At 33.5% G+C, this 13,237-nt stretch carries 27 protein-coding genes; all 27 read left to right on the forward strand.

What is annotated here, in order from left to right:
- Positions 1 to 24: 24 nt before the first annotated feature.
- Positions 25 to 858, forward strand: coding sequence for a 50S ribosomal protein L2 (rplB, locus tag LQK79_RS12280; protein WP_053242601.1), 834 nt, complete (start codon positions 25 to 27; stop codon positions 856 to 858).
- A 71-nt stretch (positions 859 to 929) separates the two neighbouring features.
- A complete protein-coding gene (gene rpsS / locus LQK79_RS12285) occupies positions 930 to 1,211 on the forward strand; it encodes a 30S ribosomal protein S19 (protein WP_053242600.1) in 282 nt (93 codons plus the stop codon).
- 20 nt (positions 1,212 to 1,231) lie between these two features.
- Positions 1,232 to 1,567, forward strand: a complete 336-nt coding sequence (gene rplV, locus LQK79_RS12290) for a 50S ribosomal protein L22 (protein WP_053242599.1) — start codon at positions 1,232 to 1,234, stop codon at positions 1,565 to 1,567.
- Positions 1,568 to 1,583: 16 nt separating this feature from the next.
- Entirely contained in the window at positions 1,584 to 2,252 is a 669-nt protein-coding gene (gene rpsC / locus LQK79_RS12295) for a 30S ribosomal protein S3 (protein WP_231016748.1), read from the forward strand.
- Positions 2,253 to 2,269: 17 nt separating this feature from the next.
- Positions 2,270 to 2,713, forward strand: coding sequence for a 50S ribosomal protein L16 (gene rplP / locus LQK79_RS12300; protein WP_053242597.1), 444 nt, complete (start codon positions 2,270 to 2,272; stop codon positions 2,711 to 2,713).
- Positions 2,703 to 2,897, forward strand: coding sequence for a 50S ribosomal protein L29 (gene rpmC, locus LQK79_RS12305; protein WP_053242596.1), 195 nt, complete (start codon positions 2,703 to 2,705; stop codon positions 2,895 to 2,897). The genes rplP and rpmC overlap by 11 nt, the downstream gene beginning before the upstream one ends.
- 30 nt (positions 2,898 to 2,927) lie before the next feature.
- Complete coding sequence (rpsQ, locus tag LQK79_RS12310; protein WP_084757022.1) at positions 2,928 to 3,182, forward strand: 30S ribosomal protein S17; 255 nt, start codon at positions 2,928 to 2,930, stop codon at positions 3,180 to 3,182.
- Positions 3,183 to 3,206: 24 nt separating this feature from the next.
- Complete coding sequence (gene rplN, locus LQK79_RS12315; protein WP_053242594.1) at positions 3,207 to 3,575, forward strand: 50S ribosomal protein L14; 369 nt, start codon at positions 3,207 to 3,209, stop codon at positions 3,573 to 3,575.
- 16 nt (positions 3,576 to 3,591) lie between these two features.
- Entirely contained in the window at positions 3,592 to 3,912 is a 321-nt protein-coding gene (gene rplX / locus LQK79_RS12320; RefSeq protein WP_053242593.1) for a 50S ribosomal protein L24, read from the forward strand.
- 22 nt (positions 3,913 to 3,934) lie between these two features.
- A complete protein-coding gene (gene rplE / locus LQK79_RS12325) occupies positions 3,935 to 4,477 on the forward strand; it encodes a 50S ribosomal protein L5 (RefSeq protein WP_053242592.1) in 543 nt (180 codons plus the stop codon).
- A 16-nt stretch (positions 4,478 to 4,493) separates the two neighbouring features.
- Positions 4,494 to 4,679, forward strand: a complete 186-nt coding sequence (locus tag LQK79_RS12330; RefSeq protein ID WP_053242591.1) for a type Z 30S ribosomal protein S14 — start codon at positions 4,494 to 4,496, stop codon at positions 4,677 to 4,679.
- Between the two features lie 28 nt (positions 4,680 to 4,707).
- On the forward strand, positions 4,708 to 5,112 hold the full coding sequence (gene rpsH, locus LQK79_RS12335; RefSeq protein WP_053242590.1) for a 30S ribosomal protein S8: 405 nt from the start codon (positions 4,708 to 4,710) through the stop codon (positions 5,110 to 5,112).
- Positions 5,113 to 5,137: 25 nt separating this feature from the next.
- The gene (gene rplF / locus LQK79_RS12340) at positions 5,138 to 5,677 is read left to right on the forward strand and encodes a 50S ribosomal protein L6 (protein WP_053242589.1); all 540 of its coding nucleotides are present in this window, start codon (positions 5,138 to 5,140) and stop codon (positions 5,675 to 5,677) included.
- Positions 5,678 to 5,698: 21 nt separating this feature from the next.
- Entirely contained in the window at positions 5,699 to 6,061 is a 363-nt protein-coding gene (rplR, locus tag LQK79_RS12345; protein ID WP_053242588.1) for a 50S ribosomal protein L18, read from the forward strand.
- A gap of 17 nt (positions 6,062 to 6,078) precedes the next feature.
- Positions 6,079 to 6,576, forward strand: a complete 498-nt coding sequence (rpsE, locus tag LQK79_RS12350) for a 30S ribosomal protein S5 (protein WP_053242587.1) — start codon at positions 6,079 to 6,081, stop codon at positions 6,574 to 6,576.
- 12 nt (positions 6,577 to 6,588) lie between these two features.
- Positions 6,589 to 6,768: a 50S ribosomal protein L30 gene (gene rpmD, locus LQK79_RS12355; RefSeq protein WP_053242586.1), complete on the forward strand. Its 180-nt coding sequence runs from the start codon at positions 6,589 to 6,591 to the stop codon at positions 6,766 to 6,768.
- 18 nt (positions 6,769 to 6,786) lie between these two features.
- Entirely contained in the window at positions 6,787 to 7,227 is a 441-nt protein-coding gene (gene rplO, locus LQK79_RS12360) for a 50S ribosomal protein L15 (RefSeq protein ID WP_053242585.1), read from the forward strand.
- The gene (gene secY, locus LQK79_RS12365) at positions 7,228 to 8,511 is read left to right on the forward strand and encodes a preprotein translocase subunit SecY (protein ID WP_053242584.1); all 1,284 of its coding nucleotides are present in this window, start codon (positions 7,228 to 7,230) and stop codon (positions 8,509 to 8,511) included. It begins immediately after the preceding gene.
- Between the two features lie 30 nt (positions 8,512 to 8,541).
- Entirely contained in the window at positions 8,542 to 9,198 is a 657-nt protein-coding gene (locus tag LQK79_RS12370; RefSeq protein ID WP_231016749.1) for an adenylate kinase, read from the forward strand.
- Entirely contained in the window at positions 9,195 to 9,944 is a 750-nt protein-coding gene (map, locus tag LQK79_RS12375) for a type I methionyl aminopeptidase (protein ID WP_053242582.1), read from the forward strand. Before LQK79_RS12370 ends, map begins: the two co-directional genes overlap by 4 nt.
- A 12-nt stretch (positions 9,945 to 9,956) precedes the next feature.
- Positions 9,957 to 10,235, forward strand: a complete 279-nt coding sequence (locus tag LQK79_RS12380) for a KOW domain-containing RNA-binding protein (RefSeq protein ID WP_053242581.1) — start codon at positions 9,957 to 9,959, stop codon at positions 10,233 to 10,235.
- Positions 10,236 to 10,242: 7 nt separating this feature from the next.
- On the forward strand, positions 10,243 to 10,461 hold the full coding sequence (gene infA / locus LQK79_RS12385; protein WP_053242580.1) for a translation initiation factor IF-1: 219 nt from the start codon (positions 10,243 to 10,245) through the stop codon (positions 10,459 to 10,461).
- 15 nt (positions 10,462 to 10,476) lie between these two features.
- Complete coding sequence (gene rpmJ / locus LQK79_RS12390; RefSeq protein WP_003720928.1) at positions 10,477 to 10,590, forward strand: 50S ribosomal protein L36; 114 nt, start codon at positions 10,477 to 10,479, stop codon at positions 10,588 to 10,590.
- 122 nt (positions 10,591 to 10,712) lie between these two features.
- Positions 10,713 to 11,084 (forward strand): 30S ribosomal protein S13, encoded by a 372-nt coding sequence (rpsM, locus tag LQK79_RS12395; protein ID WP_053242579.1) that lies wholly within the window; start codon positions 10,713 to 10,715, stop codon positions 11,082 to 11,084.
- Between the two features lie 15 nt (positions 11,085 to 11,099).
- A complete protein-coding gene (gene rpsK, locus LQK79_RS12400; protein ID WP_053242578.1) occupies positions 11,100 to 11,495 on the forward strand; it encodes a 30S ribosomal protein S11 in 396 nt (131 codons plus the stop codon).
- A gap of 28 nt (positions 11,496 to 11,523) precedes the next feature.
- On the forward strand, positions 11,524 to 12,144 hold the full coding sequence (rpsD, locus tag LQK79_RS12405) for a 30S ribosomal protein S4 (protein ID WP_053242577.1): 621 nt from the start codon (positions 11,524 to 11,526) through the stop codon (positions 12,142 to 12,144).
- 63 nt (positions 12,145 to 12,207) lie between these two features.
- Complete coding sequence (locus tag LQK79_RS12410; protein WP_053242576.1) at positions 12,208 to 13,155, forward strand: DNA-directed RNA polymerase subunit alpha; 948 nt, start codon at positions 12,208 to 12,210, stop codon at positions 13,153 to 13,155.
- Positions 13,156 to 13,237: the final 82 nt, after the last annotated feature.

Consider the following 13,237-nt stretch of genomic DNA (forward strand, 5'->3'; position numbering starts at 1 on the left):
AAGCGAAAAAAAGGAGGAATAAACATGGCAGTAAAAGGTTTTAAACCTACTTCCCCTTCATTAAGGCAAATGACTATGCCTACTTTTGAAGAAATAACAACTGATGTCCCAGAAAAATCATTGTTAGTTGCTTTAAAAAGTAAAGCAGGAAGAAATGCTCAGGGAAAAATAACAGTTCGTCATAAAGGCGGCGGAGTTAAACAAAAATATAGAATAATAGATTTTAAGAGAAATAAAGATGGTGTTCCAGCTAAGGTTACAACTATAGAATATGATCCAAATAGATCAGCATATATAGCTTTAGTTGTTTATGCTGATGGTGAAAAGAGATACATAATTGCTCCAGTTGGATTACAAGTTGGAAATACTATTGTATCAGGACCAGATGCTGATATTAAGGTTGGAAATACACTTCCAATTAAAAACATACCAGTTGGTACAGTAATTCACAATGTTGAATTAGCAGCTGGAAAAGGAGCTCAATTAGTTAGAGCAGCAGGTTCATCTGCACAGCTTATGGCTAAAGAAGGAGAATATGCTCAACTCAGACTTCCAAGTGGTGAAATGAGATATGTTAGATTAGAATGCAGAGCAACTATAGGAACAGTATCAAATCTAACACATGAGATTGTTAACTTAGGTAAGGCTGGAAGAAAGAGACATCTTGGTATAAGACCAACTGTTAGAGGTTCTGTCATGAACCCTAATGACCATCCACACGGTGGTGGAGAAGGTAAATCACCAGTTGGAAGACCAGGACCAGTTACACCATGGGGTAAACCAGCTCTTGGATATAAAACAAGAAAGCATAAAAAATACTCAGATAGACTTATTGTTAAAAGAAGAAATGAAAAATAGCAATTTGAAGAGAATTCTTATGTTCTCTTCAATACTATGCTTATATGAAGTTATGAAGGGAGGACAATTAAGTGAGTAGATCAGTAAAAAAAGGACCTTTTGTGAAAGAGTCATTATTAGAAAAAATAGAAGCAATGAACAAAGCTGGAGAAAAGAAAGTTGTAAAAACTTGGTCTAGAAGTTCAACTATTTTTCCTCAAATGATAGGTCATACTATAGCAGTTCATGATGGTAGAAAACATGTGCCAGTTTATATAAGTGAAGATATGGTAGGACATAAATTAGGAGAATTCGTTCTCACAAGAACTTTTAAGGGTCATGGAAATACGGAGAAGACAACATCAGTTAAATAGTATGGAAGGAGGTAGCTTTTATGGAAGCTAAAGCTATAGCTAAATACATTAGAATGTCCTCAACAAAAGTTAAAATCGTTCTTGATTTAATAAGAGGAAAAGATATTAAGGAAGCATTTGCTATATTGCAGTATACACCTAAAGATGCTGCAGTTGTTGTAAATAAATTATTAAAATCTGCTGTGGCCAATGCAGAAAACAATCTAAACTTAGATATAAATAGATTATATGTGTCAGAAGCCTATGCTTGCCAGGGATCAACATTGAAAAGATATCAACCTCATGCACAAGGCAGAGCTTTTCCTATAAAGAAAAGATCAAGTCACATAACATTGGTTGTAAAAGAAAGAGAATAAAGAAGGAGGGAAATAGATGGGTCAAAAAGTAAATCCAAACGGTTTTAGAGTTGGCGTTATTAAAGATTGGAATGCAAAATGGTATGCAGATAACAAGAATTTTGCAAATTATCTTGTTGAAGATAATAAAATAAGAGAATATATAAAAAGTAAACTTGTTAACTCTGGAGTTTCTAAAGTAGAAATAGAGAGAGCAGCAAAGAAAGTTAAGCTTAACATATATACTGCTAAGCCTGGTATGGTTATAGGAAAAGGCGGTCAAGGAATAGAAGCACTTAAAAAAGGATTGCTTACTGTAGTTAATAATGCAAATGTATTAATTAATATAGTAGAAGTTAAAAATGCTGATGCAAATGCACAACTTATGGCAGAAAACATAGCTCAGCAGCTTGAAAGAAGAATTTCTTTTAGAAGAGCAATGAAACAAACAATTCAAAGAGCAATGAGATCTGGTGCGAAGGGTGTAAAAGCATCTTGTGCTGGAAGACTTGCAGGTGCTGAAATAGCAAGAACAGAACAATATCATGATGGAACTATTCCATTACAGACATTAAGAGCTGATATAGACTATGGTTTTGCAGAAGCAGATACTACCTATGGAAAAATAGGAGTAAAAGTATGGGTATACAAAGGTGAAATTCTTCCAGCTAAAAAGGTAGAAAAGAAGGAAGAAGTTAACGCGTAAGGAAGGAGGAATACGTTATGTTAATGCCTAAAAGAGTTAAACATCGTAAAGTACAACGTGGTAGAATGAAAGGCAAGGCTACAAGAGGCAATTTTATCGCATATGGTGATTACGGTCTTCAAGCAGTAGAATGTGGTTGGATCAAAAGTAATCAGATAGAAGCAGCCAGAATAGCTATAAATAGATATCTTAAAAGAGGGGGAAAAATTTGGATAAAGATTTTCCCAGACAAACCAGTAACTGAAAAACCAGCAGAAACTCGTATGGGTTCCGGTAAAGGTTCACCAGAATATTGGGTAGCAGTTGTAAAACCAGGTAGAATATTATTCGAAATGTCTGGTGTTACAGAAGAGCAAGCAAGAGAAGCTCTTAGACTTGCATCACATAAACTTCCTATAAAGACTAAGTTTGTTGCAAGGAAGGACTTTGAGGAAATGGGTGGTGAAATTAATGAAGGCTAATGAATTAAGAGAAAAAACTCCTCAAGATTTAAAAGTTCAGTTAGATGATTTAAAGTCAGAATTATTTAGATTAAGATTCCAGTTAGCTACTGGTCAACTTGAAAATCCGATGAGAATAAGGGAAGTAAAAAAATCAATAGCCCAGATTAAGACCATCCAAAGAGAAGAAGAGTTGAGGGCTTAAAACAGTAGTTTTGAAAGGAGGCTTATGCAGTTGGAAAGAGGAAACAGAAAAACAAGAATAGGAAGAGTAGTATCCGATAAAATGGATAAGACAATAGTTGTCGCTGTTGAAACAAAAGTACGTCATCCTTTGTATGGTAAAACTGTAAACAGAACAACTAAATTTAAAGCTCATGATGAAAATAATGAATGTAAAGTTAATGATAAAGTATTAATAATGGAAACAAGACCATTGTCTAAAGATAAGAGATGGAGACTTGTGGAAATAGTTGAAAAAGCTAAATAATTTGTTCGAAAGGAGGGTGTCTATATGATACAAGAGCAGACTAGATTAAAGGCTGCAGATAATTCTGGAGCAAAGGAAATTATGTGTATAAGAGTATTAGGTGGTTCCAAGAGAAAATGGGGAAACATCGGTGATATAATAGTTGCCAGCGTTAAAAGTGCAACACCAGGTGGAGTTGTCAAAAAGGGAGAAGTCGTTAAGGCTGTAATTGTTAGATCTGTTAAAGGATTAAGAAGAGCAGACGGTTCATACATAAAATTTGATGAAAATGCTGCTGTTATAATAAAAGACGATAAGCAACCAAAGGGAACTCGTATTTTTGGGCCTGTTGCAAGGGAGTTAAGAGATAAAGATTTTAATAAAATATTATCATTAGCACCTGAAGTTCTATAGTGAGGAGGTGTCTTTAATGGCAAATAAAGTGCATATCAGAAAGCAAGATTCTGTTGTTGTTATATCAGGTAAGGATAAGGGCAAAATAGGAGAAGTTTTGGCTGTATTCCCTAAAAAAGGTACTGTATTGGTTAAAGATGTTAACATAGTTGTAAAACATCAAAAACCAAATAAACAAAATATGCAGGGCGGTTTAATAAATAAAGAAGCTCCAATAAATACTTCTAAAGTTATGTTATACTGCACAAAATGTAAAACTGCTACTAGAATTAGTAAAAAGATACTTGACGATGGAACCAAAGTCAGAGTATGCAAGAAATGTGGAGAAACATTTTAAATTCTGAAAGGAGGTCAATTTAATGATTCCAAGACTTAAAGAAAAATATGAAAAAGAAATTGTTCCAGCTTTGATGGAAAAATTCGGATATAAAAATATAATGGAAGTACCAAGGCTCGAGAAGATCGTTATTAACATGGGTGTTGGTGAAGCTAAAGAAAATCAGAAGGTTTTAGAATCAGCTGTTGCAGATATGCAATTAATATCAGGTCAAAAACCTGTTTTAACAAGAGCTAAAAAATCAATAGCTAATTTTAAAATAAGACAAAACATGCCTTTGGGTTGTAAGGTTACTTTAAGAAAAAGCAAAATGTATGAGTTTGCTGATAAATTAATAAATGTAGCTCTTCCAAGAGTTAGAGACTTTAGAGGAGTTTCAAGTAATGCATTTGATGGTAGAGGAAACTATGCTTTAGGAATAAAGGAACAATTGATATTCCCTGAAGTAGAATATGATAAGATAGATAAAATTAGAGGTATGGATATAATCTTTGTTACAAATTCAAAGACTGATGAAGAAGCAAGAGAATTATTAAGATTCCTTGGAATGCCATTCGCTCAATAATAAGGAGGGGAATAAGATGGCGCGTAAAGCTTTAATAGAAAAATGGAAAAAAGAACCTAAGTTTTCAACAAGAGCTTATACAAGATGCAAAATATGTGGAAGACCACATTCAGTATTAAAGAAATATGGAATATGTCGTATTTGCTTTAGAGAACTTGCATACAAAGGTGAAATACCTGGTTGTAAAAAAGCAAGTTGGTAATATTTATTGATTGAAAGGAGGCATAATTATGAGCGGAGTTACTACAGATCCAATAGCTGATTTGATAACACGTATAAGAAACGCAAATATAGTTAAACATGAAGTTGTTGAATTACCTTCATCAAAAATAAAAAAGGCTATAGTTAATATATTGCTTAGAGAAGGTTATTTAAAGGATATAGAGGAATATACAGACGGTGTTGTACCTATGCTTAGATTATCTATGAAATACGGAAAAGGCAAGGAAAGAACAATAACTGGACTTAAAAGAATATCAAAACCAGGTCTTAGAGTTTATTCTAGAAAAGAAGAAACTCCAAAAGTTTTAAATGGACTTGGAATTGCAATTATATCTACTTCTAAAGGAATCGTTACTGATAGAGAAGCTAGAAAATTAGGTTTAGGCGGAGAAGTACTTTGCTACGTATGGTAGTAAGGACAGAACAGGAGGTGTAAATATGTCGAGAATAGGAAAGCAGCCTGTAGTGATACCTAATGGTGTAACTGTTACGGTAACGCCAGACAATGTTGTTACTGTTAAAGGTTCAAAAGGTCAGCTTACTAAGGCTATGCATAAAGATATTAAAATTGCTGTTGAAGATACTCAAGTTGTAGTTACAAGACCAAGTGATGATAAAAATCATAGAGCACTTCACGGACTTACAAGGGCTTTAATAAATAATATGGTAATCGGAGTTACAGAAGGATTTACTAAAACCTTAGAGTTAGTTGGTGTTGGTTATAGAGCACAACTTAAAGGAAAGAAATTAACACTGAGCTTAGGATATTCACATCCAGTTGAAATAGATGCTGTTGAAGGCGTTAACTTTGAAACTCCAGATGCAAATACTATACTTGTAAAAGGTGTAGATAAAGAGTTAGTTGGAGCTGTAGCAGCAAACATCAGAACATGGAGAGAACCTGAACCTTATAAAGGAAAAGGAATTAAATATAAAGATGAAGTTATAAGGCGTAAAGAAGGTAAAACTGGTAAATAATAAGAAGGGAGTGAAAGGATAATGTTCAGCAAGCAAAATAAATCTGAGGCTAGACAAAAGCGTCATTTAAGAGTACGTAAAAAAATATCTGGTACTCCTGAAAGACCAAGACTTGCAGTGTATAGAAGTGAAAAAAATATTTATGCACAGATTATAGATGATGTAAATTCTAATACATTAGTATCAGCTTCAACTTTGGATAAAGATTTTTCTTTGAAAATTGGAAGCAACAAAGAAGCAGCAAAAGTTGTTGGAGAAGAACTTGCAAAGAAAGCTTTAGCAAAGGGCATAGAACAAGTTGTTTTTGATAAAGGTGGATACATATATCACGGAAGAATCAAAGAACTTGCAGAAGGCGCAAGAGAAGTTGGATTAAAATTCTAATAGAAGGAGGGAAATAAATGAGAATAGATCCTAGTACACTTGATCTTAAAGAAAAAGTTGTATTTATAAATAGAGTTGCTAAGGTTGTTAAAGGTGGTAGAAATTTTAGATTCAGCGCTTTAGTGGTTGTAGGAGACGAAAACGGACACGTAGGCGTTGGAACAGGAAAATCAGTTGAAATACCTGAAGCAATTAGAAAAGGAATAGAAGATGCTAAGAAGAACTTAGTTCATGTATCCATGGTTGGAACAACAGTTCCTCATGAAATATATGGAGAGTTTGGAACAGGAAGAGTTCTTATAATGCCTGCTTCTGAGGGAACAGGAGTTATAGCTGGTGGTCCTGTAAGAGCCGTACTTGAGCTTGCTGGACTTAAAGACGTAAGAGCAAAATCCTTAGGATCAAACAATGCAAGAAATATGGTTAACGCTACACTTAACGGTTTATCAAGATTAAGAACGGTTGAAGAAATTGCCGCTTTAAGAGGTAAAACTGTTGAAGAAATTTTAGGATAGGAGGAGTAAGGCATGGCTAAAATTTCAGTAACACTTAAAAAGAGTTTAAATGGAAGAAAAAAAGATCATATAGCTACAGCAAATGCTCTTGGTCTTAGAAAAATAGGTCATACAGTGGAACATGAAGATACTCCTCAAATTAGAGGTATGGTTAAAAAAATAGATTATCTTCTAGATGTAAAAGAAGCATAAAAAAAGGAGGTGTATTTTATGAAACTTCATGAATTGAAACCTGCTGACGGAGCTAGAAAATCACCTAAAAGAATTGGTAGAGGTACTGGATCAGGTTTAGGAAGAAATGCCGGAAAAGGTGAAAAAGGTCAAAAAGCAAGAAGTGGTGGCGGAGTAAGACCAGGATTTGAAGGAGGTCAGATGCCACTATATAGAAGGCTTCCAAAGAGAGGATTCACAAATATATTTGCAAAAGACATTACAGCTATAAATCTTGATAGATTAAATATATTTGAAGATGGAACAGAAGTTACAATTGACTTACTTCTCGAAAGAGGCGTAATTAGCAAAGCTAATGACGGAGTAAAAATATTAGGAAACGGAGAACTCACAAGGAAGTTAACTGTAAAAGTTAATAAATTTTCCAAAACAGCGGCTGAAAAAATTGAAGCAGCTGGAGGAAGAGCAGAGGTGGTATAGTTGTTATCAACCTTACGTAATGCATGGAAAGTTAAGGATTTAAGAAAAAGAATACTATTTACAGTTGCGATGATTTTAATTTACAGGTTGGGGAATTTTATTCCCGTACCTGGAGTTAATGCATCAAAAGTCTTAAATTTAACTAGCAACTCTGGTTCACTTTTAGGTTTTTATGATATGATATCTGGAGGAGCTTTCAGTAAATTTAGTATATTTGCAATGGGAGTTCTTCCTTATATTAATTCATCAATTATAATTCAGTTATTAACTATAGCAATTCCTAGCCTTGAGCAGTTATCTAAAGAAGGCGAAGAGGGAAGAAAAAAGATACAAAAGTATACCAGATACTCGGCAGTTGCATTGTCTGTATTACAATCATTTGCATTTTATGCTATAATAAAAAGCTCTGGGGCTTTAGATAATGACAATAAACTTAGCATGTTTCTTATAATGCTAACACTTACTACTTCTTCTACGTTCTTAATGTGGATAGGAGATAGAATTACGGAAAATGGTATAGGAAATGGAGCATCTTTTATAATTTTTACAAGTATTATATCAAGATTCCCAAGTTCAGCGTATAATTTATATAAGCTGCAAACAACTGGAATTGTAGATATAGTTTCTTTAGCAGTATTTGCTGTTGCAGCAGCTGTTATATTTGTGCTTGTAGTAATAGCAACATTAGCTGAAAGAAGAATACCTGTACAATATGCTGGAAAAGCAGCTGGTGGTAAAGTTATTAAAAGTCAGTCTTCACATATACCTATAAATATGAATGCATCATGCATAATAGCAATAATATTTGCTATGTCCGTTATGGGATTCCCAGAAACAATAGCTCAATTTTGGCCTACGTCTGGATTTAGTAAGTTTGTAACTGGCAGTCCATATAGTATTTTTAAATCAAATAGCATACTTTATGTAATAGCGTACTTTATATTTATAATTTTCTTTACTTGGTTCTATACTCAGGTAACCTTTAAACCAGAGGAAATGTCAGAGAACATGCATAAGTCTGCTGGATTTATCCCGGGAATAAGACCTGGAGAACCAACGACAAGATATATAGAAAAAGTACTAGATAAAACATCAATTTTAGGAGGATTATTTGCAGCAGTTATTGCAATAGCTCCTATAGTAGTACAAATGAGTAATAAAGGATTTAAAGATGTATATTTTGCAAGCACAGGATTATTAATTGTTGTAGGTGTTGCATCTGATACATTAAGATCATTACAATCTCAATTGATAATGAGACATTATCATGGTTTCTTAAAATAAATAAGTATATTGATTATTGGGGATGATTAAATGAATTTAATATTGCTAGGCCCTCCGGGAGCAGGAAAGGGAACTCAAGCTAAATTAATTAGCAGCAATTTCAAAGTCCCACATATATCAACAGGTGATATTTTCAGGGCAAATATAAGTCAGAATACTGAACTTGGAATAAGAGCAAAACAGTATATGGATAAGGGACTTTTAGTTCCAGATGAAGTTACTATAGATATAGTTAAAGATAGACTTACAAAAGATGATTGTAAAAATGGATTCTTACTGGATGGTTTTCCTAGAACAGTTAAGCAAGCAGAGGCATTAGATAAGTTTTTAAACAAAAATGGCGGCAAAATAGATGCTTCAATTTTGATAGATGTACCTAAGGAAAGCATATTTGAAAGAATGACAGGTAGAAGAGTGTGCTCCAAATGTGGAGCTAGTTATCACATCAAATTTAACCCTCCTAAGGTTGAAGGTAAATGTGATTTATGCGGCTCAGATGTTGTTCAAAGAAAAGATGACAGTGAGGAAACTGTAAAAGAAAGATTAGATGTTTATGATAAACAAACACAGCCGCTTGTAGAATACTATAAATCTCAAAAAGCGCTTAAGCCTGTAGATGGTGCTCAAGATATCAATAAAGTATTCGAGGACATTAAAAATGCCTTGAGAGAGAAGAATGTTAAATGATAATAATTAAAAATAATACTGAAATTGAATATATGAGAAAAGCAGGAAAGCTTACTGGAGAAACTCTTTTAATGCTTGAAGAAAAAGTAAAACCGGGTGTAACCACTGAAGAACTTGATAAATTAGCTGAAGATTATATAAGAAAGCATGGAGGAATTCCTTCTTTCAAAGGTTATGGGGGATTTCCAGCATCAATATGTACTTCAATAAATGATGAAGTAATTCATGGTATACCATCTAAAAAGCGTCATTTACAAGAGGGAGACATTATAAGTGTAGATTGTGGAGCAATATTAAATGGATGGCAAGGAGATGCTGCTAGAACATTTCCAGTTGGTAAAGTTTCTGAAGAGGCACAAAAGCTTATTAGTGTTACAAAGGAAAGTTTCTTTAAGGGTGCTGAAAAAGCAGTAGTTGGAAATAGACTTACAGATATATCTAATGCAGTTCAAACTTATGCTGAAAGTTTCGGATATTCTTTGGTAAGAGATTATGTGGGCCATGGAATAGGAAAAGAAATGCACGAAGATCCTGAAGTGCCTAATTACGGTAGATCAGGTAGAGGACCTAAATTAGTAAACGGAATGGTTATAGCAGTAGAGCCTATGGTTAACGTTGGTAAATACCAAGTAGTTACACAGGATAATGGATGGACAGTAGTTACTGAAGATGGTAGCTTAGCTGCTCATTACGAAAATACAATTGCCATATTAGATGGTGGGTCGGAAATACTAACTTTGTGTTAATGAGGTGAATGAATGGGCAATGATTATATTGGCAAAGTTGTTTACTCAAAAGCAGGAAGAGATAAAGAAGGTTGCTTTATCATAACTGGTGTTATAGATGAACAATATGTATATATTTCTGACGGTTGTCTAAGGAAGGTTGAAAAACCTAAAAAGAAAAAAATTAAACATCTTTCCGTTACAAAAATTGTTTCAGAAGAAATAAGAGACAATTTAATTTCTGGAAAAAGTATAAGCAATGTAACTGTTAAAAAGTTTCTGCAGTCAGTATGCACTAATAAGGAGGTTTGATTACCTTATGTCAAAAGACGATGTAATAGAAATGCAAGGTAAGGTCTTAGAATCTTTACCAAATGCTATGTTTCAAGTAGAACTTGAAAGCGGTCAAAAAATATTAGCACATATTTCAGGAAAATTAAGAATGAATTTTATAAGAATATTGCCTGGTGACAAAGTTACAGTTGAACTTTCGCCATATGATTTAACTAGAGGAAGAATCACATGGAGAGCTAAATAAAAAGGAGGGTTATCAATGAAAGTAAGACCATCAGTTAAGCCGATGTGTGAAAAGTGTAAGGTTATCAGAAGAAAAGGAAAAGTAATGGTTATCTGTGAAAATCCTAAACACAAACAAAAACAAGGTTAGACTAGACTGAGCTAATATAAGTTTTGGGAACGGCTGCCAGCTGGCTTTATGCTATGCTGCCTAGAACTGTTAATATATATTTTAAAACATTATTTGTAAAAACCTAGGAGGTGTAAATTTTAATGGCAAGAATAGCAGGTATTGATTTACCTAAAGAAAAAAGAGTAGAAATTGGTTTGACTTATATATTTGGCATAGGACTACCAAGTTCAAGAAGAATTCTTAAAGCTACTGGTGTCAATGCTGATACTAGAGTTAAAGATTTAACTGAAGCTGAAGTAAATACAATAAGAGATTATGTAAATAAGAATATTAAAGTTGAAGGTGACTTAAGAAGAGAAGTTGCTTTAAATATTAAGAGATTAATAGAAATAGGCTGCTATAGAGGAATAAGACATAGAAAAGGACTTCCAGTAAGAGGTCAAAAGACTAAAACTAATGCTAGAACTAGAAAAGGACCAAAGAGAGCTGTAGGAGCTAAAAAGAAAAAGTAATAAGGAGGGCTGAAGATGGCTGTACAGAAAGCTAAAAAGACAAGAAGAAGAAAAGAAAGAAAAAATGTAGAACATGGTTGTGCACATATAAAATCAACTTTTAATAACTCAATTGTTACTATAACTGATGCAGTAGGAAATGCATTGTCATGGTCAAGTTCAGGTGGATTGGGCTTTAAGGGTTCAAGAAAAAGCACACCTTTTGCTGCTCAAATGGCAGCAGAAACAGCAGCAAAAGCTGCTATGGAACACGGACTTAAGAGTGTTGAGGTTTTCGTAAAAGGACCAGGAGCAGGAAGAGAAGCTGCTATAAGATCGTTACAGGCTGCAGGATTAGAAGTTACTTTAATTAAAGATGTAACTCCAATTCCACACAATGGCTGCAGACCACCTAAAAGAAGAAGAGTTTAATTTAATAGTACAGGAGGTGTAATTTTTAATGGCAAGATATACTGAAGCTGTCTGCAGATTATGCAGAAGAGAAGGTTTGAAACTATTTCTTAAAGGAGATAGATGTTATACAGATAAGTGTGCATTTTCAAGAAGAGGATATGTTCCAGGACAACATGGTAAGGAAAGAAAGAAAATTTCAAACTATGGTTTACAATTAAGAGAAAAACAAAAAGCAAAAAGAATATATGGAGTTCTTGAAAATCAATTTAGAATTTACTATAAAAGAGCAGAAAAAATTAAAGGCATAACTGGTGAAAACTTATTGAAGCTTTTGGAATTAAGACTTGACAATGTAGCTTACAAACTTGGCTACGGAAGTTCAAGAAGTGAAGCAAGACAATTAGTTACTCACGGACATTTTCTTGTAAATGGCAAGAAAGTTGATATACCTTCATACACTTTAAAAGTTAATGATGTTGTATCTATAAGTGAAAAGAGTAGAGGAACTGAAAAATTCAAAACTTTTGCAGAAAATCCAAAAACTTTACCAGCATGGATTAGTGCTAACTATGATAATTTTGAAGCTAAGATAGTAGCTGAGCCGAGCAGAGAAGAAATTGATGTTCCAGTTAATGAAACATTAATTGTTGAGTTATACAGCAAATAATTTTAGGTAGAATCAGTTGCCCTCAAATAGGTTGCCATTTTATTTTTAAGGAGGGTTATATAAATGTTAGAAATAGAAAAACCAAAAATAGAATGTGTTGAGTCTACAGAAGATGGTTCATATGGCAGATTTGTCGTTGAACCTCTTGAAAGAGGATATGGAATTACACTTGGTAATTCATTGAGAAGAATACTTCTTTCATCATTACCAGGAGTTGCTGCTAACTCAGTAAAAATTGAGGGAGTACTTCATGAATTTTCAACTATTAAAGGTGTAAAAGAAGATGTTACAGAAATAATTCTTAACATCAAGGCTTTATGCTTAACAATGAATGGTGATGGCCCTAAAACAATATATTTAGATGCAAAGGGACCTGGTGAAGTTACTGGAAATGACATAAAAACAGATGGAGATGTTGAAGTAATCAACAAAGATTTACATATTGCAACTCTTGATGATGATGGAAAGCTGTATATGGAAATCGAAGTAAATAAAGGTAGAGGATATGTCACTCAAAATAGAAATAAAAGAGATGATATGCCAATAGGAACTATTGCAGTTGATTCAATATATTCTCCTGTAAAAAGAGTTAACTTTACTGTTGGAAATACAAGAGTTGGTCAGATAACTGACTACGATAAATTAACCATAGAAATATGGGGAAATGGAACAATAAGACCAGAAGAAGCTATTAGTTTAGCTGCAAAAATATTGATAGAACACTTTAAACTATTTATGACTCTTACTGACCATGCAGATGATATGGAAATAATGGTAGAAAAAGAGGAAGATAAAAAGGAAAAGGTTCTTGAAATGACTATAGAAGAACTGGATCTTTCAGTTAGAAGCTATAATTGCTTAAAAAGAGCAGGAATAAATACTGTTCAGGAATTGACTCAAAGATCTATGGAAGATATGATGAAGGTTAGAAATCTAGGCAAGAAGTCTCTTGAAGAAGTTGAACAAAAACTAAAAGGTCTTGGTTTGTCATTAAAGTTACTCGAAGATTAATTTTAAATGATAACTTTCATTAATGTACATTAATAATTTTAAACTTTATAAAAATATAAAGTTAGAAATATCCATAAGTTGG

Source organism: Clostridium guangxiense (genome assembly GCF_021043395.1).
GTDB classification, from domain to species: domain Bacteria; phylum Bacillota; class Clostridia; order Clostridiales; family Clostridiaceae; genus Clostridium_S; species Clostridium_S guangxiense.